This is a genomic window from Enterobacter sp. AG326, assembly GCF_004362415.1.
GTDB lineage: Bacteria > Pseudomonadota > Gammaproteobacteria > Enterobacterales > Enterobacteriaceae > Enterobacter > Enterobacter asburiae.
Genome location: NZ_SNXG01000001.1, coordinates 953,697 through 976,598, shown reverse-complemented (window position 1 = coordinate 976,598; position 22,902 = coordinate 953,697). Strand labels below are relative to the sequence as shown.

Here is a 22,902-nt window from a genome sequence, read left to right as displayed (position 1 = left end):
ATTACTCCATCATCTTCTCAATAGGCAGCACCAGGATGGAGCTTGCGCCCAGCGCCTTCAGTTTTTCCATGGTTTCCCAGAACAGGGTTTCGCTGCTCACCATGTGCATCGCCACGCGCTGCTGATCGCCCGCCAGCGGCAGGATGGTTGGGCGCTCAGCGCCCGGCAGCAGGGCAATCACTTCATCCAGACGCTCGGTTGGGGCGTGCATCATGATGTATTTAGACTCACGCGCCTGAATCACGCCCTGAATGCGGGTCAGCAGCTTGTCGATCAGCTGCTGCTTGGCATCGGCCATCTCGCCGTCGCGCTGAATCAGGCACGCTTTAGAGCGGTAGATCACTTCCACTTCGCGCAGACCGTTCGCTTCCAGCGTCGCGCCGGTCGAGACGAGATCGCAGATGGCGTCCGCCAGACCCGCACGCGGAGCCACTTCAACGGAGCCGTTCAGCAGGCAGGATTTAAACTGCACGCCTTTCTGGTCGAGATAACGCTTTAACAGGTGAGGGTAAGAGGTGGCAATACGTTTGCCGTTCAGCGCGGCCGGGCCGTCCCACGCTTCGTCAACCGGCGTAGCCAGCGACAGGCGGCAGCCGCCGAAGTCCAGACGACGCAGGGTGAAGTAACGCGGGTCTTCGCCCTGCGCGCGGCGGGTCAGCAGCTCTTCTTCCAGCACGTTTTCACCGATGATGCCGAGGTCAACGACGCCGTCCATGACCAGGCCGGGAATATCGTCATCACGCACGCGCAGAATGTCGATGGGCATGTTTTCAGCCAGAGCAATCAGGCGCTGGGTGTGCAGGTTAATTTTAATCCCGCAGCGGGCCAGCAGTTCGCGTGAGTCGTCGCTCAAACGGCCTGATTTTTGAATAGCTATGCGTAAGCGTGAGTTATCTAACATTCTTTATTCCTCGTTAACCTGTTTTAACCTGTCTGAATTCGGTCCAAAAAAAAGCCCCCGGAAGAAGATCTTCCGGGGGCTTTCTCATGCGTTCATGCACCACTGGAAGATCCAAACGTCTTCCAGCACACATCGCCTGAAAGACTAGTCAGGATGATGGTGATGATGGTGGTGTTTAAATTGAACGCGTGTCATATAAATTCTCGATGAATGCTTATTCATTTGATGTCTTTTAACCTAAACCAGTTGTACGACATATTGCAAGGGCTTTTTTTGATCATTAATTCATTTCATATTGATGCTATGAATTGTGTGTTCTGCCGGGCTGGCGTAGCCTTATAAAAGACGAGTATGAGTCAGGAGAATTCGCATGAAAAAGGTCGCGATTGTCGGTTTAGGATGGCTGGGAATGCCGCTGGCGATGTCATTAGCCGCGAAAGGCTGGCAGGTGACCGGGAGCAAAACAACGGCGGATGGGGTGGAGGCAGCGCGCATGTGCGGTATTGACGGCGTTGAACTGCGCCTTGAACCGGAGCTGGTGTGTGATGCTGACGATCTGGACACGCTGATGAACGTCGATGCGCTGGTGATCACGCTCCCCGCGCGGCGCAGTGGCCCGGGCGAGTCGTTTTATCTGCAGGCGATGCAGGAGATCGTCGACAGCGCGCTGGCGCACCATGTTCCGCGCATCATTTTTACCAGCTCGACGTCGGTCTATGGCGAGGTTGAAGGCGTTGTTAAGGAGAGTTCCGAGCGCCGTCCCGTTACGGCGAGCGGTCAGGTTCTGAAAGAGCTGGAAGACTGGCTGCATAATCTTCCCGGCACGCAGGTCGATATCGTACGTCTGGCGGGGCTGGTGGGCCCTGGCCGCCATCCGGGACACTTTTTTGCCGGAAAATCTGCGCCGGACGGCCAGCATGTCGTCAATCTTGTCCATCTTGACGATGTTGTAGGCGCGATTGAGCTACTCTTGCAGGCTCCGAAAGGTGGACACATCTATAATATATGTGCACCGTCCCATCCGGCGCGCAGCACGTTTTACCCGCTGATGGCACGTCAGCTGGGCCTGGCGGCGCCGGTTTTCGGTGAGGCAAAGGATGACAGTAAAGGCAAAATTGTTGATGGCAATCGCATTTGTCATGAGCTGGGGTTTGAGTATCAGTATCCCGATCCGCTGGTGATGCCCATGGAATAAGACCCGCAGCGGAGACGATCGCGCACCAGAAGGGGGGCGAGCATGAAACCGCTGCTGGATGTTCTTATTATTCTGGATGCTCTGGAAAAAGAGGGGAGCTTTGCCGCTGCGTCAGCAAAGCTCTACAAAACCCCATCTGCGCTGAGCTATACCGTTCAAAAACTGGAAAGCGATCTCAATATCCAGATCCTCGATCGCTCCGGGCACCGCGCACGTTTCACCCGTACCGGACAGATGCTGCTGGAAAAAGGCCGTGAAGTCCTCCATACCGTTCGTGAGCTCGAAAAACAGGCTGTAAAACTCCATCAGGGATGGGAAAACGAGCTGGTTATTGGCGTGGATGATACCTTTCCGTTTTCTCTCTTGACGCCGCTGATTGAAGCCTTCTATCAACACCACTGCGTGACCCGGCTCATCTTTATAAACGGCGTGCTGGGTGGCTCCTGGGATGCCTTAACGCAGGGCAGGGCGGACATTTTCGTCGGTGCACTCCATGAGCCTCCCCAGCTGAGTGATTTTGGTTTTGCCCGGCTGGGCGTGCTGGAGCAGGTGTTTGCCGTAGCGCCTCATCACCCGCTGGCTCAGGAACCCGAGCCGCTTAACCGTCGCGTGATTAAGGGCTACCGCGCCATAGTCGTCGGGGACAGCTCTCGTCCGGAATGTTCGGTCTCCTCGCAGCTGCTTGATGAGCAGGAGGCCATTACCGTTTTCGACTATAAAACCAAGCTGGAACTGCAAATAAGCGGCCTTGGCTGCGGCTATTTACCCCGCTATCTGGCGCAGCGGTTTATAGACAGCGGTGCGCTTGTTGAAAAACAGGTACTTGCTCAAAGCAGTAATGAATCGGTATGGGTAGGCTGGAATGAACAAACTGCCGGGCTTGCAAGCGCCTGGTGGCGAGACGAGATTTTAGCAAATAGTGCTATCGCCGCCGTTTACTCTCAGCCCGGCGTCCAGAAATCAGCCAGTTAGCAAAAAGAAAAACGGACCTGGCGTTGCAAAGTATTGCCTTTTGTATCCGATGTGGGGCAAAATGCCGCCGCTGCAACCAAATGAATAATCGACGATATAAAAGGCGTCGGTTATTTTTTTTTGCATGTACGAAACGAAACTAAAAACCAAGAGGCCGGGCTTCGTACCGGATAGATATTTACTAAAATCCGACAGTTGTTGTCGCTGAGGAAGAAAGAAATGGGGCACTTTTTCGCTTACGTGGCGGTTATCACCGTAAAGGAGAATAACTATGTCGCATAACGCAACTCCAAACACCTCTCGCGTGGAATTACGTAAAACGCTTACGTTGATTCCGGTTGTTATGATGGGCCTTGCCTATATGCAACCGATGACGCTGTTCGATACATTCGGTATCGTATCAGGCCTCACAGACGGTCATGTGCCGACGGCATACGGCTTCGCGCTGATTGCGATCCTCTTTACCGCGCTGAGCTACGGTAAGCTGGTACGTCGCTATCCGTCTGCTGGTTCCGCCTACACCTATGCCCAGAAATCCATCAGCCCGACAGTTGGCTTTATGGTGGGCTGGTCTTCGCTGCTCGACTATCTGTTCGCGCCGATGATCAACATTCTGCTGGCAAAAATTTATTTTGAAGCGCTGGTGCCGTCGATTCCATCCTGGATGTTCGTCGTGGCGCTGGTGGCCTTTATGACTGCCTTTAACCTGCGCAGCATTAAGTCCGTTGCCAACTTTAACTCCGTGATCGTCGTCCTTCAGGTTGTCCTGATTGCCGTTATTCTTGGCATGGTGATTTACGGTGTGTTCCACGGTGAAGGTGCCGGCACTCTGGCGAGCAGCAAGCCGTTCTGGTCTGGTGATGCCCATGTGATCCCGATGATTACCGGGGCAACCATTCTGTGCTTCTCCTTTACCGGTTTTGACGGCATCAGCAACCTGTCTGAAGAAACGAAAGATGCAGAGCGCGTGATCCCTCGTGCAATCTTCCTGACGGCGCTGATTGGCGGTCTGATCTTTATTTTCTCGACCTATTTCCTGCAGCTGTACTTCCCGGATATCTCCCGCTTCAAGGATCCGGATGCGTCTCAGCCGGAAATCATGCTCTATGTGGCGGGTAAAGCGTTCCAGGTTGGCGCGCTGATATTCTCCACCATTACCGTACTGGCGTCCGGTATGGCCGCGCATGCAGGCGTTGCGCGTCTGATGTACGTGATGGGCCGCGATGGCGTATTCCCGAAAAGCTTCTTCGGCTACGTTCATCCAACCTGGCGTACTCCGGCGATGAACATCATCCTGGTCGGTGCCATTGCGCTGCTGGCGATTAACTTTGACCTGGTGATGGCAACAGCGCTGATTAACTTCGGTGCGCTGGTGGCGTTCACCTTTGTTAACCTGTCGGTTATCTCTCAGTTCTGGATCCGTGAAAAGCGTAACAAGACGCTGAAAGATCACTTCCAGTATCTGTTCCTGCCGATGTGCGGTGCCCTGACCGTGGGCGCGCTGTGGGTTAACCTGGAAGAGAGCTCTATGGTGCTTGGCCTGATTTGGGCGGGTATCGGCCTGATTTACCTGGCCTGCGTCACGAAGAGCTTCCGTAACCCGGTTCCACAGTACGAAGACGTCGCGTAAGACTGTGTCGGGTGGCGGCTACGCCTTACCCGACCTACATACCTTGTAGGCCCGCGTAAGCGAAGCGCCACCGGGCAAAAAAAAGCCGGAGACATCGCCTCCGGCTTTTTTATACCCATCGATCAAACTATCTCTTGCGCGTACTGGAACAGGGATTTCAACAGTGCCTGTTTCTCAGCATTCCCTTCATACTGGCCATAAAGCATTTCCAGCTCCTGGGCATAGCTATTAAGGAACTCCGGGGTAAAGACATTGCGACGGTGCTGCAGCCAGCGTTCCTGCTCTGCCTCGTCCAGCGTGCCGGGGTAGTTACGCGCGCGGTAGTTAAACATCAGTTTTTCGATGCGTTTATCGGCGAAAGTAATATCCAGCGCCGGTAAGTTACGCGGCTCGGTTTGCAGAACGATATTCATCGCCGCGCGATCGGCATCGCTGAAGAAACCGTTGTAGAGCTGGGCATCCACGTTTTCTGACGGAACGAACGGCTCCGCCTCGGCAAAGATCGCGACCACTTTCTCGCGCACCTGCGGGTTATCGCGCAGCACTTTCAGGTTATCGAGGCAGTGCTGCCGGTTAATGCCCAGTCTGTCCGCATCTTCCGGGCGCAGCGTATTCGCCTGCGCCAGTACCGGACATTTATTGATATGCACCAGTTTGACCGGCACCGCAGGCAGATCGCCGAGTTCATTTTTCGGGGTATAAAGCCGTTCGCGCAGGCTATCGCTGTCGAGCTCGAGCAGCGGCGAAATATCGCCGGCTAAATCCACCATGATGACCGCATTACGATTGTCCGGATGCCAGGCCAGCGGGGCGACCCAGCTGGTATTCCCGCGCCAGGCGCCAAACATGCCGGAGATATGCACCAGGGGTTTCATCTGCGGTACGTCAATAAGGGTCATGAGCTTCTGTTTGCTGCGGTGGCTCAGCAAATACTCAAACAGCCGGGGCTGCGCGTTTTTCACCAGCTTCGCCATGGCAATGGTGGCATAGACGTCCGCCATCGCGTCATGGGCATTGCTGTGCTCGATGCCGTTGGCGCGCGTCAGGTGTTCCAGCCGGAAGCTCGTCAGCCCTTCCTCATTTTCCGGCCAGTTAATGCCCTCAGGACGCAGGGCATAACAGGCGCGCATGATGTCGAGCAAATCCCAGCGTGAATTGCGGTTCTGCCAGCTCCAGGCATAGGGATCGTAGAAGTTACGATAGAAGATGTTGCGCGTCACTTCGTCATCGAAGCGGATGTTGTTGTAACCGATCACGCAGGTATTGGGGACGGTAAACAGATCGTGGATGCGTCGGGCGAATTCTGCCTCGTTAACGCCTTTCTCGCGCGCTTCCTGAGGAGTGATCCCGGTGACCATGACCGCCCCGGGCTGCGGCAGGTAGTCATCAGCCGGTTTGCAGTAAAAGACCTCAGGCTCGCCAATAATGTTGAATTCGTCGTCGGTACGGATGGCAGCAAACTGCGCCGGTCGGTCCAGCGCCGGGTGCGTGCCAAAGGTTTCGTAGTCATGAAATAAAAAAGTCGGGCGAGCGGCAGAGTCAGACACCAGTAATACCATCCTGTTAAAAAATGACGTCACTATGGTAAACGATCGTGCGGTTCAGACCGAATAAAAAGCACCGCCGTGACGCAAATTTGCGCGCCAGCTTCAGAGAAAAATCTGCGTTCTGTCACATTTTTTTGCAATTAAGCCAGGTAACGACATCAGAACTCCCGTAAAAAGGTCATCGATTTTTAATGACCTGAGGATATACCGTTGAAACGCCGTCTGTTTATTGCTGTTTCTTTACTCGCTTCGAGTGTCTCATCTGCTTTTGCGGCCGAACCACTGGATTTTTCGCCGCAGCCTCCGGCCATTCAGGCTGGTTCCTGGGTGCTGATGGACTACACGACTGGCCAGATCTTAACGGCGGGCAACGAACATCAACAACGCAATCCGGCGAGCCTGACCAAGCTGATGACGGGATATGTGGTCGATCGGGCCATTGATAGCCATCGCATTACGCCGGAAGACATTGTCACCGTCGGGCGTGACGCGTGGGCAAAAGGCAACCCGGTTTTTGACGGCTCGTCGCTGATGTTCCTGAAAGAGGGCGATCGCGTCTCCGTGCGTGACTTAAGCCGCGGTCTGATTGTCGATTCCGGCAACGACGCCTGCGTGGCGCTGGCCGATCACGTGGCGGGCGGCCAGCCGCAGTTTGTGAAGATGATGAACGACTACGTGCAGAAGCTGAACCTGCGCGATACGCACTTTGAAACCGTCCACGGGCTGGACGCACCGGGCCAGCACAGCTCGGCCTATGACCTGGCCGTACTTTCCCGGGCCATCATTCACGGCGAGCCTGAGTTTTACCATATGTACAGCGAAAAGAGCCTGACCTGGAACGGGATCACCCAGCAAAACCGTAACGGCCTGCTGTGGGATAAAACCATGAACGTGGACGGGCTTAAAACGGGGCACACCTCGGGAGCGGGCTTTAACCTGATTGCGTCCGCCGTTGACGGGCAGCGTCGTTTAATCGCGGTGGTGATGGGGGCGGACAGCCCGAAAGGGCGTGAGGACCAGGCCCGGAAACTGCTGCACTGGGGGCAGCAGAACTTCGATACGGTGCAAATCCTGCACAACGGTAAAAAAGTGGGGACAGAGCGTATCTGGTACGGCGATAAGGAGCAGGTGAAACTGGGCACCGACCAGGACTTCTGGCTGGCCTTGCCGAAAGCGGAAGTGCCGAACATCAAAGCCAAATACGTGCTGGATAAAAAAGAGCTGGAAGCGCCGATTGCTGCGCATCAACGGGTCGGGGAGATCCAGCTCTATGACCGCGACAAGGTGGTGGCGCACTGGCCGCTGGTGACGCTGGAAGCCGTTGATAAAGGTGGACTGTTCTCTCGCATGAGCGATTATCTGCATCACACGCTCTAGCGGTTGACGAGCAGACTGGCAGGGTTGCGAGTCTGCTCACATAATAAACACTTCTCGTTTGCTGAACCCTCAGAATCCGCTTTATAGTGTATGTATATACAGTAATAAATGGAGGCAGCATGGACTACAGCATCAAGCAGCAAAAGAAACGTAAGATTGCCGGTTTTCATTTGGTCGGACCGTGGGAACAAACGGTAAAACAGGGCTTTGAACAGCTGGTGATGTGGGTGGACGGGCGCCACATTGAGCCGCTGGAGTGGGTTGCGGTCTACTACGATAATCCGGATGAGGTCCCGGCAGAAAAACTGCGCTGCGATACGGCCGTTACGGTACCGGATGATTTCGTTATCCCGGAAAACAGCGAAGGCGTCATGATGACGGAAATCGCGGCCGGGGATTATGCCGTGGCGACGGCGCGCGTGGAAAACTACGACTTCGCCACGCCGTGGTATCAGTTCTTTAATTCCCTGCTGCAGGACAATAAGTACCAGATGGCGCTCAAACCCTGCTTCGAGCGCTATCTCAATGACGGCAATGCGGACGGCTACTGGGATATCGAAATGTATACCGCGGTAGAGCATAAAACGGCTTAAGCCTGCTAAATGAAGGGTTTTTCAGCCGGGAGCGATCCGCCCGGCTGAAAACACAGTACAATTGTGATTTGCCGTGTAGCTGGAGAGCGGGTGTGCGTCCCGACAAATCATTAACCCCTTTTGAAATTCGGTTGTACAAACATTACCGCGTGGTGCACGGGTGTCGCATCGCGCTGGCGTTCGTATTGACGTTTGTACTGGTCCGTTTGCTGGACGTTCCGGAAGGGACGTGGCCGCTGATCACCCTTGTGGTGGTAATGGGGCCCATCTCGTTTTGGGGGAACGTTGTTCCGCGCGCCTTCGAGCGAATTGGCGGGACGGTTTTAGGCTCGGCCCTTGGGCTTATCGCCCTGAAGCTGGAGCTCATCTCATTTCCCGTGATGCTGGCATGGTGCGGTGCCGCCATGTTCCTGTGCGGCTGGCTGGCGCTGGGTAAGAGGCCGTATCAGGCGCTGCTGATTGGTATTACGCTCGCGGTGGTTGTCGGTGCGCCCGCCGGGGATATGACCACGGCGCTGTGGCGAAGCGGGGATGTCATCCTGGGGTCACTGCTGGCCATGCTATTCACCGGTATCTGGCCGCAGCGGGCTTTTCTGCACTGGCGTATTCAGATGGCGAACTACGTCACCGCCTTTAACCGCGTCTATCAGGCCGGTTTTTCCCCGAATCTGGTTGAGCGTCCCCGGCTGGAAAAGCATCTGCAAACGATCCTCAACGATGTGGTCAAAATGCGCGGCCTGATCACGCCCGCCAGCAAAGAAACCCATATTCAGAAATCGATTTTCGAAGCCATCCAGACGGTAAGCCGCAATCTGGTCTGCATGCTTGAACTGCAGATCAACGCGCACTGGGCCTCGCGTCCCAGCCATCTGTTGATGCTTAACGCGCAGACCCTCAAAGAGACCCAGCAGATGACGCAGCAAACGCTGTTGACCATCGCTCATGCGCTCTATGAAGGGAACCCGCAGCCGATACTGGCCAACAGTGAGCGGCTGAATGAGATCGTCGCGGAGCTGAAGCAGCTAATCAATGAGCGCCAAAGCGATAACGTGGCGGAAACGCCAATTCATGGCTACGTCTGGCTGAGCATGGAACTGGCGCGGCAGCTTGAGCTGTTATCGCACCTTATTTGCCGGGCGCTGCGCAAATAAAAGGCGTATGTGACGGCTGCTGCTTCGATTCAGCAGCAATTGGGGTTATGATAGCTTTAAACGATATACTCATTGTCATTCGCAGCCGCTGTCAGTAAGGTTATTGTTACAACGGTTGCTTTAACGAATCCGAATCTCACATTATCAGGGGTGTAAAAATGGAAACTACCAAGCCTTCGTTCCAGGATGTTCTGGAATTCGTCCGCCTGTTCCGCCGCAAAAACAAGCTGCAGCGTGAAATCCAGGACGTTGAGAAGAAGATCCGTGACAACCAGAAACGTGTTCTGCTGCTCGACAACCTGAGCGACTACATCAAGCCAGGTATGAGCGTTGAAGCTATTCAGGGCATCATCGCCAGCATGAAGAGCGACTATGAAGACCGCGTTGATGACTACATCATCAAAAACGCTGAGCTGTCCAAAGAGCGTCGCGACATCTCCAAGAAGCTGAAAGTGATGGGCGAAATCAAAAACGGCGAAGCAAAAAGCGAGTAATCGCAGCGAATAGTGAAAAAGGCTCTCTGGTGACAGAGAGCCTTTTTTTATGATTCAGAACGCGGCTGTAGCTGATAAATCCAGGCCTTAACCTGCTTGCCTTCAAGGGTGGTCACCGTGATCTCAACCCGATCGTAGCCGTCTTCAAATTCATCCAGCATTTGCCAGTGAGCGGCAAGGTTATCCGAGATAAACAGATAGCCTTCGACGCGGGGTCCGTCAGGGTGGAGCACAATTCCCGGGAAGTCCGCCGCAGCGCCCCAGCCGCGTTCGTAAAACGTGCCGGATACGGAACCGGCCAGCCATTCGCCGCCGATGTTTTCAAGAATATGCGCATTAGAGTGGCCCGGGCGCAGCGTGCCGTAGACAAACAGAGCGTTCATTTTCCCTCATCCGCAAAGCAAAAAGCCTGCTTTAAAAGCAGGCTTTTTAAATTTGGCTCCTCTGACTGGACTCGAACCAGTGACATACGGATTAACAGTCCGCCGTTCTACCGACTGAACTACAGAGGAATCGTTGTGGAGGCTTATCTTAGCGGCGAAAAAACTTTTGTCAAACCTGATCTTAGGGAAAATCGACTGATTGCTGATTCTGTCGTCAGTTTGTTGTAAATCCACACATCTTTTTCTGGAAAATACTTTGCAGGATTAGCATTTGTCCCCCATCATTTGAAATGGAGTTTCAACTTTTCTCGCTAAGGTCCATTTTGAACGTCACTGCCTCCTTACGCCAGGCGATAGAGCGCACGCCGTGGTATGCAAAACGTAAAAGCTATCGTGTCCTGTTCTGGCGTGAAATCACCCCTCTTGCCGTGCCTATCTTCCTGGAAAATACCTGCGTTCTGCTGATGGGGGTCCTGAGCACCTTCCTGGTGAGCTGGCTGGGGAAAGAGGCGATGGCAGGGGTTGGGCTGGCGGACAGCTTTAACATGGTGGTGATCTCGTTCTTTGCCGCCATAGATCTCGGGACGACGGTGGTGGTGGCCTTTAGCCTCGGCAAGCTTGATCCCAAACGTGCACGCGAGGCGGCCCGCCAGTCGCTAATGATCATGACCATTTTTTCGATCGTTCTGGCGGCGGTGATCCACTATTTCGGTAGAGAGATTATCGACTTTGTCGCCGGGGAGGCCACGAACGAGGTTAAAGACCTGGCGCTGACCTATCTGGAGATGACCGTCTTAAGCTATCCGGCGGCTGCCATTGCGCTGATTGGCAGCGGCGCGCTGCGCGGGGCGGGCAACACCAAAATTCCGCTGCTGATCAACGGCGGGATGAATATCCTGAATATCATTATCAGCAGCGTGCTGATCTACGGCGTGTTCTCGTGGGAGGGGCTGGGGTTCGTCGGTGCGGGACTGGGCTTAACCATTTCACGCTATATCGGTGCGGTAGCCATCATTGGGGTGCTGATGGCGGGGATCACCCCCTCGCTGCGTCTGACGCTGAAAAGCTATTTCCGTCCCTTTAATTTCGCCATTATCTGGGAAGTGATGGGGATCGGCATTCCCGCGAGCATTGAATCGGTCTTGTTCAACGGCGGGAAGCTACTCACGCAGATGTTTGTCGCCGGGATGGGGACCGACGTTATCGCCGGTAACTTTATCGCCTTCTCTATTGCCTCGCTGATTAACCTGCCGGGTAACGCGCTGGGTTCGGCATCGACCATCATTACGGGTAAACGGCTCGGGAAAGGTCAGATAGGCCAGGCGGAGCGGCAGCTGCGCCACGTCTTCTGGCTGTCGACCATTGGACTGACGCTGATCGCCTGGGGAACCGCGCCGTTTGCCGGGCTGATGGCCTCGTTCTATACCCACGAAGACGACGTTAAAGAGGTCGTTAAGATCCTCATCTGGCTCAACGCGGCCTTTATGCCCATCTGGGCGGCCTCATGGGTATTGCCCGCCGGGCTGAAAGGGGCGCGCGATGCCCGCTTTGCGATGTGGGTATCGATGCTCGGCATGTGGGGATGTCGCGTTGTCGCGGGGTATACGCTCGGGGTGATGCTCGGATGGGGTGTGGTCGGCGTCTGGCTGGGGATGTTCCTCGACTGGGCCGTGCGGGGCGCGCTGTTCTACTGGCGGATGGTCAGCGGGCGCTGGCTGTGGAAATATCCGCGGAAAAATGCCTGACAATTGCGCGAAGTGGAGAATAATTCGGCAAACGATCGGAAATATGCATTCTGCCTTTGACATCATGGGGGAGCATCGATAATATGCGCCCCGTTCACACGATTCCTCTGTAGTTCAGTCGGTAGAACGGCGGACTGTTAATCCGTATGTCACTGGTTCGAGTCCAGTCAGAGGAGCCAAATTTGAAAAGCCTGCTTTTAAAGCAGGCTTTTTGCTTTTCTGCGAAAGGTAAATGCAAAACGGCAACCTTGTTGCCGTTTTTAGTGTGTGCACCCTCTCCCGTGGGAGAGGGTTGGGTTGAGGGCACCAGACCGCACGAAATTACACACTAATCGGTGCCGTCGCCTCAACCAGCCACGGACGCGCATCGCTGTTCACCAGAGGTGAGAGCGCCTCGCGCACTTGCCGGTGATACGCATCCAGCCACTGCTTTTCCTGCTCGCTCAGCAGATGCAGCTCAACCTGACTTAAGTCGATCGGGATCAGCGTCAGCGAGGCAAATTTGCAGAACCCCGGACGGCTCTCCACAATCTCCACCTGGTTTTCAATACGAATACCGTGGCTATCGCCCAGATAGTAGCCCGGCTCGATAGTCATGATATTGCCCGCCACCAGCGGCCACGGGTTGACCTTTTTGGCGATGCGATGCGGGTTCTCATGGATCAGCAGCTGATGCCCCACGCCGTGCCCCGTGCCGTGATCGTAATCCAGCCCCATCTCCCACAGCGGGCGACGCGCAAACGCATCCAGCTGATGCCCCTGAGTCCCGGAAGGAAACTGCAGGGTAATGAGCGACAGGAAGCCTCTCAGCACGGCAGTGTAGTGCAGGCGCTGCTGCGGATCGACCTGACCCCACGCCAGCGTGCGCGTGGCGTCGGTAGTGCCGTTAACATACTGGCCGCCGGAATCGTTCAGGTAAAAATGGTCATGGCCGATAGGCTTATTGCTGGCCTCGCTCGAATGGTAGTGGCACATCGCCGCATTGCTCGAAGAGGCGGAGATGGTTTCAAAACTCTGCTCGATGAACCCCGGCTGCTGTTGACGGAACGCAAGCTGCTGCGCCTGTGCGTCCAGCTCGGTGAGCGGTTGCCCAGCCGCCTCGCGCCGCGGCACTTCACGGCTCAGCCAGGCGAGGAAGTTGACCCACGCGGCCCCGTCCCGGTGATGGCACTCGCGATAGCCTGCCAGCTCGACCGGGTTTTTAGTCGCTTTCATCAGGGTGATGGGGTCGGTCCGCCAGACAATTTCTCCCCGTGGCTCAATGGCGAAGCGCAGTGCCACCGGCGCGGAATCGGCATCAACCATCACCCGTTTGCCTACAGCAATCTGCTGGCAGCGTTCAATAAAGGTATCCTGCGGGGCAACGGTAAACGCATTGCGCACATTACCAGGCAGGGCGCTGAGCTTATTGTCGTTAACAAACCACTCAACGTGACCGTCACGACCGAGAAGGGCAAAGGAGAGCGGTACCGGGCTGTAGGGAATATCCGCACCGCGCACGTTTAGCAGCCAGGCGATGTTATCCGGCAGGGTGACGGCGAGATAATCAGCGTTGTTGGCGGCCAGCACGGCGGCGACGCGCTGGCGTTTGTCCGCGCTGCGTTCGCCGCTGTGTTCAACCGGCATTTCACGGATAAGCCCCGCCGGCGCGGCAGGGCGATCGGTCCATAGCGTATCAAACGGCGAGGCCTTCAGAGGCACCAGCTCGCACGGCGTGGCAGACAGTTGCTCAAACTCCGAGTTGGTCATCAGCAGCGCGTCAAAACCGATGCGCGTTCCTGCCGCAACGTTTTCTGCCAGCCATTCTGCCAGCGGCTCGTTGTGCAGGTGGTGGATCTCAACCTCATCCGTATTGACCTGAACGCGTGCCTGAACCTGATAGCGCCCGTCGACGAACAGCAGCGCTTTGTTTTTCAACACCAGCGCCACGCCGGCCGAGCCGTCAAAGCCCGTCAGCCAGGCCAGCTTTTCGTCGTAGGGCGCGCAGTATTCGCTCTGCCAGGCATCCGCGCGCGGGACGATCATCCCGTCGAGTTGACTGGCCTCAAGCCAGTGGCGCAGGGCAGAGAGCGGTGATGTGGTGTGCATGGTTTATCCTTGTTATTAGCGGAACGGCGGCTCGTTGAAGGTGCGCAGCTTGCGCGAATGCAGCTTGTCGCCCTCCGCGCGAAGTAAATCAATCGCACGAATACCAATCTGCAGATGCTCGGAGATTGCCCCTTCGTAGAAACGGTTGGCCTGGCCCGGAAGCTTAATTTCGCCGTGCAGCGGCTTATCGGAGACGCACAGCAGCGTGCCGTAAGGAACGCGGAAGCGATATCCCTGGGCGGCAATGGTGGCGCTCTCCATATCGATCGCCACCGCGCGGCTCAGGTTGAACCGCAGCGCGGAGGCGGAGTAGCGCAGCTCCCAGTTGCGGTCATCCGTTGTGACGACCGTGCCGGTGCGCAGGCGCTGTTTAACCTCTTCACCCGGCATGCCGCTGACCTCTTTGGTAGCGTCATACAGCGCGCGCTGTACTTCGGCGATGCTTGGGATTGGGATGTCTGGCGGCAGGACCGCATCAAGCACGTGGTCATCGCGCAGATAGGCGTGTGCCAGCACGTAGTCGCCAATCAGCTGGCTTTCGCGCAGGCCGCCGCAGTGGCCAATCATCAGCCACACGTCCGGGCGCAGGACCGCCAGATGGTCACAAATGGTCTTGGCATTTGACGGGCCCACGCCGATGTTTATCAGGGTGATGCCCTGACCGTCGGCGGTGATGAGGTGCCAGGCGGGCATCTGGTGCTTTTTCCACGCCAGGTCGGAGATCGCCTGCTCGGGCGCTTCGGTCTCCGCGGTGATCCAGATCCCGCCCGCGCAGGACAGCGCGATATACGGGCTTTCCGGGTCGAGGATCTGACTGCAGCCCCAGCGGACAAACTCATCAACGTAGCGGGTGTAGTTGGTAAAGAGCACGAACGGCTGGAAATGTTCGACTGGCGTACCGGTGTAGTGGCGCAGGCGCGCAAGGGAGAAATCGACCCGGCGGGCATCAAAATGCGACAGGGGAGAAAATTCTGCCGGGTGATAAATCCCGTCGGCCGTCTCATCGCCAATCTGTGAAAGTTCCGTCGTCGGGAAGTGGCGGGTCAGCCCCGCGCTCATGGAGCGGTCAAGGGTTAACGCCGAACCGTCAATCACGTAGGGATACGGGATCTCATGCTGCGAGGGCTCAACGGCAATGTGCGCGCCGTAATCCTGGTACAGCAGCGTGAGTTGTTCTTCAAGATACGGGCGGAACAGCGCAGGGCGGGTGACGGTGGTGCTGTAGCAGCCGGAGTGGGTAAAGCGCGCGTAGGCGCGGGTTTTGGGATTACTGCTGGCGCTGCCGTCCCAGGTCACAGAGAGCGATGGATAAACAAAAAGGCCCTCGGTTCTGGCCTTTTGGTCGGGAAGTTTCCCTGTTTCGATATATTCGCTGATGGCGCCGCGCAGCGCGTTGACGGACTGTTCGTACAGCGCGTCGAGTTTTTCCAGCGCCTGAGCCGGGGTCAGGCTGGAGCCCTTATTATTCATCTCTGTCTCCTTGTTCCACAGGTGTGCGACTCTACCCGATAGTATGTCACACGCCCGTGAAACAAAAGGGAGATCAGCAGTGGCTCGTCTCTTTCATCAGCAGCGCAGTCGCCGCCGACAGCAGGCAGCCGGCCAGCAGATAAATCGCCACGCTGTGCCAGTTGCCGCCGGAGAAGGTCACCAGCGCGGCGGCAATAAACGGCGTAAATCCGCCGCCGACCACGCTTGCGACCTGGTATCCCACGCCCGCGCCGCTGTAGCGGTAGCTTGCGCCAAACAGCTCGGTGAACATCGGCTGCTGTACGCACACCACCATATCGTGAGCGATGTTGGCGAGCATGATGGCGAAGAAGACAATCCAGAAGATCGACTGCGCCTCGAGCGCCATAAAGAACGGCCAGGCGCTGAGGGTGCCAATCAGCGCCCCGGTGATGTAAACGCGACGGCGGCCAAACCGGTCCGCCAGCCACGCGAAGCAGGGGATTGTCAGGCAGCTGATCCCGCCGACCAGCAGGCCAATATTCAGGAACAGCTCGCGGGGGAGGCCGAGGTTCTGCGTCGAATAGTTCAGGGCAAACGCGGTGACGATATACATCGTCAGCAGCTCGCACAGGCGCAGGGCGATAATTTTCAGAAAAGCGCCAGGGTGCCGGACGAGGGCTTCCATAACCGGAAGACGTTTGTTCGTGGCCGGTTTTTCCTGCTGCTTTTCGAACTCTGCCGACTCCTCCATCCCGTTGCGGATCCACAGCGCGGCGATGACCAGCACGATGCTGAAGATAAACGGAATGCGCCAGCCCCAGCTCAGGAACTGCTCGTCGGTGGTGAACTGGCTGATTAGCGATACCAGCCCGGTGGAAAGCAGCAGGCCTACGCCGTACCCGACCTGTACGCCGCTGCTGTAAAACGCTTTCCGGTGCTTCGGCGCGCTCTCAACGGACAGCAGCGCCGCGCCGCCCCATTCGCCGCCTACGGCGAAGCCCTGGATGGCGCGCAGGGTGACCAGCAGTACCGGTGCCCACCAGCCGATGGAGGCAAACGAGGGGAGAATACCGATAAGCGCGGTGGCGATCCCCATCATCCAGACGGTGAGCATCAGCATGCGCTTGCGGCCAAGACGGTCGCCGAAGTGGCCGAAGATCACCCCGCCCAGCGGGCGAAACAGAAAGCCGACGCCGAAGGTGGCAAATGCGGCGAGTGTGCCCATCGCGGGGCTGACCTGAGGAAAAAACTCGCGGTTAAACACCAGGGCGGCAGTGATGCCGTAAAGCAGAAAATCATACCAGTCGACGACGGCACCCGCGAAGCTGCCTAAGGCCGCGCGGCGGGCACGATTGAGCGAAGGTGTCTCCTCGTTGGGACGATCGGAGATGAGGGTGGAGTCCATAATTGTCCTGTCCATACTGATTTTTAATTATTGGTATAAGAAAAGGTCACTCACAAAGCAGCCGTCGTATCAACGGAACCTATGAGACTACCGCGACAAAACGCCTGAGAAAACGTTTTTATCTTTCCGGAAGGCGCTGAATAAATAAATTTCATCTTCCCCTACCTCGATATAAATCAGTCTGTTTGGCTCCGGTTAGTGCTGAATGGATTACAGTTATAGATACCGCTGCGTGGCCTAAGCTGAGGGAATAACGATGCAACGCACCTTTTCGGCATTCTGGATGGTCCTGTTTTTATTCGTCGCACCGCTTAACGCGGAGCCCAACGTCTACGGTGAGCAACGCATCAGCGGCTGGTGGAATGCGCTGACGGATGATATCTCCCAGACCTGGGAAGAGCCTCAACGTTACGACCTGTACCTGCCGTTCCTGAGCTGGCACGCTCGCTTTATGTACGACAAAGAAAAAACGGACAATTACAATGAAATGCCGTGGGGCGGCGGGCTGGGCGTTTCCCGCTATAACGAAGAGGGCAACTGGAGCGCGCTGTTCGCGATGATGTTCAAGGACTCGCACAACGAATGGCAGCCCGCGATGGGCTATGGCTGGGAAAAAGGCTGGTATCTGGATAATGCCAAAGATTTCCGCCTTGGGCTCGGCGCCGCGGCGGGCATCACGGCGCGAGATGATTTTGCAAACTATGTCCCGCTACCGTTCATCTTCCCGCTTTTTTCGGCCGGGTATAAGCGCGTTACCGTTCAGTTCACCTATATTCCCGGGACGTATAACAACGGCAACGTGCTCTTTGCCTGGCTGCGCTTAGGCTTTTAAAGGGTGATCACCTTTTTAGCCACGGCGTTAGACAATACCAGCATGGAGAAGAGAACAGAGGTAATGAAAGTGAGCACAATCAGCGCCAGCTTCATGCCGAGAGAGGTCACCGGTATCAGCGCCGTCAGCAGATGAAACACCGAGTAGTGCACGATGTACACGCCGGTCATCGTTTTGCTGATGGCGGCCAGAATGGACTCCTTAAATTCAGCGTTGCGGCGAAAGCGCACGCCGTTCGCCGCAATCACCAGGGCAATAATCAGGATGTAGATCTGCGAGCCGGTAAGAATAAAGGCGTTTCTGTCCGCCTTGAACAGCGCGAAGAAGAAGTGGCGCTCGTAAAACCAGGTGAAGAGGTAGATAAACGGGATGGCGACAACCGCCGCCCGGACCACATTTTTGCGGCTAATCCACTCGGCGACTTTCGGGTCGCAGAAGAGTTGCCCCGTCAGATAAAACAGCAGCCACGTCCACAGCCGATACTGCGGTGAAAGAGAAAGGGCGTGCGTTTCAGGATAGAGCGCCGATAGCAGATCGTATCCGTAGGAAAAGAGCAGCAGGGCGGCAATCGCGCCGCAGAACAGCGATCGCCGCTGGCTGAGCCATTCCACCGCCGGGTGGAAGGTGTAAATCACCACAAACGCAAACACGAACCAGGGCTGGATTAAATACCCGCGCTGATAGGGCTCCCACAGGTAGTAGATCGTTATCCAGAACAGAAAAACAATCACCAGACTTTTAATTTTACCCAGCTGCCAGCGGGTGCCGTGCCGTGATTGTCCGTCGAGATAGCCCGCAACGACAAAAAACAGCGGCGTGGCAATCGTCGAGATAAAGGTTAAAAACCCCAGGATCCAGTGATAGTCGTAATCATAATGATCCCAGGTGTTGTAGATGGTAAAGAAGGTCACCGCCGTCATACAGCCCAGCGTTTTGATAATGTTCAGCCCTGTCGCATTCATTGTTGTTTGGCTTCGTCCTTACGATGGAAACACGCATAGATAACGGGGAGTACCAGCAGCGTCAGGATTGTAGCAAACCCCAGTCCAAACATAATCACAACGGCCATGCTCTGGAAGAAAACGTCCAGCAGCAGCGGAGCCAGGCCGAGTACGGTCGTAAACGCGGTGAGCAGGATGGGGCGCAGGCGCGAGGTCGCGGCGTACACGATCGCCTCGTGCTGATCCTTTTGCGTTTTCTGCTGTTCGATCTCTTCCACCAGCACGATGCCGTTGCGGATCAGCATGCCGCTCAGGCTCAGCAGGCCAATCAGCGCCATAAAGCCAAAGGGAATGCCGGTAAGTAAAAATCCCGGCGTCACGCCAATCAGCGCCAGCGGTACGGTCAGCCAGATGGCGACCGCATTTTTCACCGAGCTGAACATCAGCACCGTAATAACAAACATCACCAGATACCCGAGAGGTAGCGTAGTGAATAGCCCCTGCTGCGCTTCGCTGGAGTTTTCCGCGTCGCCCCCCCACTCGATGCTGTAGCCGTGTGGCAGGCTAAGGGCATCAATCTGCGGCTTCACGCGGGCAAGAATGTCCCCGGAGGTTTGCTGGCTCAGCGGGTCCGGGTCCGTCTGAACCGTCAGCACCCGCGAGCGGTCGCGTCGAAGGATGAGCGGATCTTCCCACTCCAGCGAGAAGCGGCTGACGACGTTACTCAGCGGGATATACTGCTGCCGCGTCTGGCTCCACACCAGCACGTTATTCAGGTGATTGGCGTCCAGCCGTTCGCTCTCAGGCGGGCGCACCACGACCGGGAGCAGGTCGCTGCCTTCCCGGTACAGCCCCGCCCGGCTGCCGGAGAAGTTCATCTCCAGCGCGTTATCAACGTCCTGCTTATCTACGCCAAGCTCGCGGCCCAGGGCGGCAATGTACTGTGGGCGGATAACCTTGCTGCGGTTTTGCCAGTCGTTCCTGACGCTGCCCGTGGCCGGGTCGCGCGTGAGGATATCGTCCACCTGGCTGGCTATCAGACGCAGCCGGTCAGGGTCGGGGCCTTTAATGCGCACCTCAATGGCGCTGTCGCCGGAGGGGCCAAACATCACGCGTTTGGTGCTGGCGTTGACCTGCGGATAGTTCCGCGCGATGTACTCGTCCACGTGGCGCGTCAGGGCAGAGATGTTGCGCTGGTCGTCCATTCTTACCATGATCTGCGCATAGTTGCTGTACTGGCGCTGTCCGCTATAGGTCAGAATGAAGCGCATACTTCCCTGACCAATGGTTGAGACGGTGGTCTCCACGCCAGGCTGGCCATTGATCGTCTTTTCAATATCGCTGGTCATTTTCTCAGTCCACTTGATATCCGTACCGTAGGGTAACCACAGGTCGACAAAGAAAATCGGCGTATTAGACGACGGGAAAAAGTTTTGCCGTACGGCGCCGAAGCCCCAGACAGACGCGGCCAGCAGCGCAGCCATCACAATGAGCGTCGGTGCCTTATGGTGCAGCAGCGTGTTAAGCAGGCGCTGGTAGGCGCGGTAGAGGCGTTTATCGTAAGGATCTGACTCGTCGGTTTTATCGGGCGCGCTGTCGTTTTTAAACAACCACCACTTAATCAGCACCGGGGTGAGGGTGAGCGCCGAAAACCAGCTCAGCATCAGGGAAATCAGCAGCACCTGGAACAGGGATTTACAGTATTCCCCGGTGGAGTCCTGCGACAGCCCGATAGGAGCAAACGCCAGGATGGCAATCACCGTCGCCCCCAGCAGCGGCAGGGCGGAGCGGCGGATGATGTAGTTCACGGCGGTTAACAGCGGGGAGCCCTGCTGTCGGGCAATCAATACTCCTTCGACAATCACGATGGCGTTATCCACCAGCATGCTGAGGGCGATAATCAGCGCCCCGAGCGAGATGCGCTGCAGCTCAATGCCCCACAGATACATAATCAGCAGCGTGCCGAGCACGTTAAGCGCGAGAGAAAACGCAATGATGATCCCGCTGCGCACGCCCATAAAGATCAGCAGTACGCCGATGACAATCGCCAGCGCCATCAGAAAGTTAATAATAAAACCGTTAACGGAGTGGCCCACTTCGGCTGCCTGATCGTAAAACAGGTCTATCTGTATGCCCGCCGGTTTTTCCGCCGACATCTGGTTTAGCTTCGCCTCCAGCGCGTGGCCCACGTCGATAACGTTCACGCCGGGAATAAACGAGACGCCCATGGTAACGGCTTTTTTGCCGTTGGCATGGTAGATACTGGCCGGCGATTCGTTCAGCCCGCGCGACAGCGTGGCGATATCCCGCAGACGCGTCGCCGCCCCGGTGCCGGAAGGCGTGATGATGATATCCGCCAGTTCATCAAGATTCTCGAACTCACCGGTCGGGTGTAGGCGAATGGATTCCGTGCCGGAGGTGATTTCTCCGGCGCTGGAAACGACGTTAAGTCTGCTGAGCAGGGCGGAAAGCTGGTTCAGCGTAATGCCGCGCGCGGCCATTTTGGTCAGGGAGATATCGATATTGACCTGTTGGCTAATGGCCCCGCCGATGGCGACCTTCGCGACGCCGGGGATCAGAATCAACTCCCGGCGCAGCTGCTCCGCATATCGCACCAGTTCAGGATTACTGAATTCATCTCCGGAAATGGCGAAGAAGAAGCCGAACACGTCGCCGAAATCGTCATTCACAAAGGGCGTGACGACGCCGGGCGGGAACAGACGCGAGGCATCGCCCACGCGGCGGCGCAGTTCATCCCAAATCTGCGGCAGCTCGTTCGAGTGATAGCGAGAAGCGATGTTAACGGTGATTTGCGACAGACCGTTTGAAGAGATGGAGCTCACGTTGTCCAGATAAGGCAGCTGCTGAAGGGCATTCTCCAGCGGAAGCGTCACCTCCTCTTCAACCTGCTGAGCGGATGCGCCGGGATAGTGGGTGACCACCACTGCGGTTTTGATGGTAAAGGCGGGATCTTCCAGCCTGCCGATATTCAACAGGGCGAAAATACCCCCGATGCCCAGCAGCAGGATCGTTAGCCAGACGCGAACAGGGTTATTAATAAATTGACGAGAGATATCCATTACAGTCCCCGTTCACGCGTCCAGATACGCACCGGCTGGTTAGCATGGAGCTCCCCAACGCCTGCGGCCACCACGCGTTCGCCCGCCTTAAGCCCGCTGGTAATCACCACGCCTTCGGTGCTCACTTGCCCCACGCTGACCTTGCGGTCTTCAAGATGGAGCGTGTCGCCTTCGCCCGTTACGACCCAGACGTGCGGCTCGTTGCGCGGGCTGTTGTTCGGGTTAAAGACTGCCTCAACCGGTACGACCAGCGCCTGAGCGTCCGCGCCCGCCGGGAGGTTGGTTAAATTGATGGTCACCGTACCGCTTACGCCACCGACGGCGGGAAAATCATCTGGCCGCGGCATGGTGAGTATCACCTGCCAGGTCAGGGTATTGCTGTCGCTGCTGCCCGAATGCTCTTTGTAGACGGCGGTAAATTCCCGATCCGGAATGGCGTTAATTCTCACCACGGGGCGATACTGCGCGTTGCGGATATCAAAGGTCTTAAACAGGTTTTCAGGGATGCTGAACACCACGTCCAGCAGGTCGGTGCGGGTTAACGTCGCGATGGGCTGGCCGGGGGACACTACCTGATGGTTTCGCACGTGCACGCTGGCCGCCGTCCCGCTGAAGGGGGCAACGAGCGTCATCTGATTTAGCTCTTCTCGGGCAATCTGCAGCGCCGCATTCGCCGAATCGCGGTTCGCGCGCTGCACGTCCATTTCTGCTTTCGAAATCGCCTGGCGGCCCGCCAGCGTCTGGAAGCGGTCAAACTGCCTCTGGGCCAGCGTCGCCGCCGTTTGCCTGTCGTTAACCCGCTGCTGGGCTTCACGGGCGTTCAGTCTGGCAAGCTGTTGCCCCTGTTTGATGGCTGCACCCTGACGCACATCGAGCGCTTCAATTTGACCTGCGCGCTTGAAGGAAAGGTCTGTGGCATCGCCCGATTCAATGCGGGCGGGAAAAACGCGCTGCTGGGCGTGACCTGGAACCGTCACCTCCGCCACTTTTACCATCCTGGGAAGGGGGGAAGCTTGCTTCGGTTTTGGATCGCACGCCGTGAGCGTTAACAAAACGAACGGTAAAAGAGAGAGGTAGCGGTTCACTGTATTCCCCTAATAAATAACAGTTTTATTT

Annotated in this window: 19 protein-coding genes, 2 tRNA genes and 1 other annotated feature; of the genes, 10 read left to right on the top strand and 11 right to left on the bottom strand. The window is 56.6% G+C overall.

Annotated elements, in window-relative coordinates:
- Position 1: 1 nt before the first annotated feature.
- Both hisG and hisL read right to left on the bottom strand, forming a co-directional pair.
- Positions 2 to 901 (bottom strand): ATP phosphoribosyltransferase, encoded by a 900-nt coding sequence (gene hisG, locus DFO52_RS04655; protein WP_000886595.1) that lies wholly within the window; start codon positions 899 to 901, stop codon positions 2 to 4.
- 45 nt (positions 902 to 946) lie between these two features.
- Positions 947 to 1,070, bottom strand: a sequence feature (His leader region).
- Positions 1,046 to 1,096: a his operon leader peptide gene (gene hisL / locus DFO52_RS04650; RefSeq protein WP_001364200.1), complete on the bottom strand. Its 51-nt coding sequence runs from the start codon at positions 1,094 to 1,096 to the stop codon at positions 1,046 to 1,048. It overlaps the preceding feature by 25 nt.
- Positions 1,097 to 1,271: 175 nt before the next feature.
- On the opposite strand from hisL, the gene DFO52_RS04645 reads away from it, so the two are divergent.
- The 3 genes from DFO52_RS04645 to plaP all read left to right on the top strand — a co-directional run bounded on the left by DFO52_RS04645 (position 1,272) and on the right by plaP (position 4,698).
- Positions 1,272 to 2,096, top strand: a complete 825-nt coding sequence (locus DFO52_RS04645; RefSeq protein ID WP_133549500.1) for an SDR family oxidoreductase — start codon at positions 1,272 to 1,274, stop codon at positions 2,094 to 2,096.
- Positions 2,097 to 2,138: 42 nt separating this feature from the next.
- On the top strand, positions 2,139 to 3,068 hold the full coding sequence (locus tag DFO52_RS04640; RefSeq protein ID WP_133549498.1) for a LysR substrate-binding domain-containing protein: 930 nt from the start codon (positions 2,139 to 2,141) through the stop codon (positions 3,066 to 3,068).
- Between the two features lie 271 nt (positions 3,069 to 3,339).
- Complete coding sequence (gene plaP, locus DFO52_RS04630) at positions 3,340 to 4,698, top strand: putrescine/proton symporter PlaP (protein ID WP_023312362.1); 1,359 nt, start codon at positions 3,340 to 3,342, stop codon at positions 4,696 to 4,698.
- Between the two features lie 122 nt (positions 4,699 to 4,820).
- On the opposite strand, the gene sbcB is transcribed toward plaP, so the two are convergent.
- A complete protein-coding gene (gene sbcB / locus DFO52_RS04625; RefSeq protein WP_208110469.1) occupies positions 4,821 to 6,248 on the bottom strand; it encodes an exodeoxyribonuclease I in 1,428 nt (475 codons plus the stop codon).
- A gap of 207 nt (positions 6,249 to 6,455) precedes the next feature.
- Here sbcB and dacD point away from each other — a divergent pair, with 207 nt between their 5' ends.
- From dacD to DFO52_RS04605, 4 genes are all read left to right on the top strand, one after another.
- On the top strand, positions 6,456 to 7,622 hold the full coding sequence (dacD, locus tag DFO52_RS04620) for a serine-type D-Ala-D-Ala carboxypeptidase DacD (RefSeq protein WP_029739251.1): 1,167 nt from the start codon (positions 6,456 to 6,458) through the stop codon (positions 7,620 to 7,622).
- 119 nt (positions 7,623 to 7,741) lie between these two features.
- Positions 7,742 to 8,215 (top strand): DNA gyrase inhibitor SbmC, encoded by a 474-nt coding sequence (gene sbmC / locus DFO52_RS04615; RefSeq protein ID WP_133549494.1) that lies wholly within the window; start codon positions 7,742 to 7,744, stop codon positions 8,213 to 8,215.
- 92 nt (positions 8,216 to 8,307) lie between these two features.
- Entirely contained in the window at positions 8,308 to 9,366 is a 1,059-nt protein-coding gene (locus tag DFO52_RS04610) for an FUSC family protein (RefSeq protein ID WP_023312358.1), read from the top strand.
- A gap of 158 nt (positions 9,367 to 9,524) precedes the next feature.
- Positions 9,525 to 9,860, top strand: a complete 336-nt coding sequence (locus tag DFO52_RS04605; protein ID WP_008499467.1) for a DUF496 family protein — start codon at positions 9,525 to 9,527, stop codon at positions 9,858 to 9,860.
- A gap of 47 nt (positions 9,861 to 9,907) precedes the next feature.
- Here the strand turns inward: DFO52_RS04605 and DFO52_RS04600 are convergent, their stop codons facing one another.
- Both DFO52_RS04600 and DFO52_RS04595 read right to left on the bottom strand, forming a co-directional pair.
- Entirely contained in the window at positions 9,908 to 10,243 is a 336-nt protein-coding gene (locus DFO52_RS04600; protein ID WP_133549492.1) for a gamma-glutamylcyclotransferase family protein, read from the bottom strand.
- A gap of 53 nt (positions 10,244 to 10,296) precedes the next feature.
- Positions 10,297 to 10,372, bottom strand: a tRNA-Asn gene (locus DFO52_RS04595).
- A 161-nt stretch (positions 10,373 to 10,533) separates the two neighbouring features.
- Between DFO52_RS04595 and emmdR the strand changes: the two genes are divergently transcribed.
- A complete protein-coding gene (emmdR, locus tag DFO52_RS04590) occupies positions 10,534 to 11,988 on the top strand; it encodes a multidrug efflux MATE transporter EmmdR (protein WP_133549490.1) in 1,455 nt (484 codons plus the stop codon).
- A 103-nt stretch (positions 11,989 to 12,091) separates the two neighbouring features.
- A tRNA-Asn gene (locus DFO52_RS04585) sits at positions 12,092 to 12,167 on the top strand.
- A gap of 142 nt (positions 12,168 to 12,309) precedes the next feature.
- On the opposite strand, the gene DFO52_RS04580 is transcribed toward DFO52_RS04585, so the two are convergent.
- The 3 genes from DFO52_RS04580 to shiA all read right to left on the bottom strand — a co-directional run bounded on the left by DFO52_RS04580 (position 12,310) and on the right by shiA (position 16,933).
- A complete protein-coding gene (locus DFO52_RS04580; RefSeq protein WP_133549488.1) occupies positions 12,310 to 14,076 on the bottom strand; it encodes an aminopeptidase P family protein in 1,767 nt (588 codons plus the stop codon).
- Between the two features lie 15 nt (positions 14,077 to 14,091).
- The gene (locus tag DFO52_RS04575; RefSeq protein WP_023312354.1) at positions 14,092 to 15,546 is read right to left on the bottom strand and encodes an AMP nucleosidase; all 1,455 of its coding nucleotides are present in this window, start codon (positions 15,544 to 15,546) and stop codon (positions 14,092 to 14,094) included.
- A 73-nt stretch (positions 15,547 to 15,619) separates the two neighbouring features.
- Positions 15,620 to 16,933, bottom strand: a complete 1,314-nt coding sequence (shiA, locus tag DFO52_RS04570) for a shikimate transporter (RefSeq protein WP_133549486.1) — start codon at positions 16,931 to 16,933, stop codon at positions 15,620 to 15,622.
- A gap of 256 nt (positions 16,934 to 17,189) precedes the next feature.
- Here shiA and pagP point away from each other — a divergent pair, with 256 nt between their 5' ends.
- Complete coding sequence (gene pagP / locus DFO52_RS04565) at positions 17,190 to 17,765, top strand: lipid IV(A) palmitoyltransferase PagP (protein ID WP_059347004.1); 576 nt, start codon at positions 17,190 to 17,192, stop codon at positions 17,763 to 17,765.
- On the opposite strand, the gene DFO52_RS04560 is transcribed toward pagP, so the two are convergent.
- From DFO52_RS04560 to DFO52_RS04550, 3 genes are read right to left on the bottom strand one after another with little or no spacing between them, the layout of a single operon-like run.
- Entirely contained in the window at positions 17,762 to 18,727 is a 966-nt protein-coding gene (locus DFO52_RS04560; protein WP_047647375.1) for an acyltransferase family protein, read from the bottom strand. The genes pagP and DFO52_RS04560 overlap by 4 nt on opposite strands.
- Positions 18,724 to 21,786, bottom strand: coding sequence for an efflux RND transporter permease subunit (locus tag DFO52_RS04555; protein WP_133549484.1), 3,063 nt, complete (start codon positions 21,784 to 21,786; stop codon positions 18,724 to 18,726). Before DFO52_RS04555 ends, DFO52_RS04560 begins: the two co-directional genes overlap by 4 nt.
- Positions 21,786 to 22,871: an efflux RND transporter periplasmic adaptor subunit gene (locus DFO52_RS04550; protein ID WP_166642344.1), complete on the bottom strand. Its 1,086-nt coding sequence runs from the start codon at positions 22,869 to 22,871 to the stop codon at positions 21,786 to 21,788. The genes DFO52_RS04555 and DFO52_RS04550 overlap by 1 nt, the downstream gene beginning before the upstream one ends.
- Between the last annotated feature and the right edge of the window lie 31 nt (positions 22,872 to 22,902).